General features: G+C 60.0%; 1 protein-coding gene. It reads left to right on the top strand.

Annotation, left to right across the window (positions count from 1 at the left end; translation table 11 throughout):
* On the top strand, positions 1–450 hold a 450-nt coding region (locus I6F16_RS37585), incomplete at both ends, for a copper resistance protein B (protein ID WP_225174785.1).

Raw genomic sequence — 450 nt, 5'->3', positions numbered from 1 at the left:
CAACCGGGTCTGGTTCCGCTCCGAAGGCGAGCGTACCAACGGCGTTACCGAGGACGCTGAATTACAGCTGCTGTACGGCCGCTCGATCGGCCCTTGGTGGGATGTCGTCGCGGGCGTTCGCCAGGACTTTAAACCGGAGTCGCCGCAGACTTGGGCTGCCTTCGGTATCCAGGGCATGGCGCTTTACGCCTTTGAGGCCGAAGCCACGGCCTTCGTCGGCGAGAATGGCCAAACTGCTGCCCGACTGGAGGGCGAGTACGACATTCTGCTGACCAACCAGCTGATTCTCCAGCCAACTGCCGAAATGAACTTCTACGGCAAGAACGATCCTGAGCGAGGTGTGGGGTCTGGGTTGGCAAATACCGAGCTCGGCTTGCGTCTGCGTTACGAGATTGTCAGACAGTTTGCTCCCTATGTCGGGGTTTCCTGGAGCCGCTCCTATGGCAACAC

The sequence above is a fragment of the Bradyrhizobium sp. IC4060 genome, assembly GCF_020193715.1.
Lineage (GTDB): Bacteria > Pseudomonadota > Alphaproteobacteria > Rhizobiales > Xanthobacteraceae > Bradyrhizobium > Bradyrhizobium yuanmingense.
Note: the sequence above shows the minus strand (reverse complement) of the source record. Positions and strands in the feature narration are given on the sequence as shown.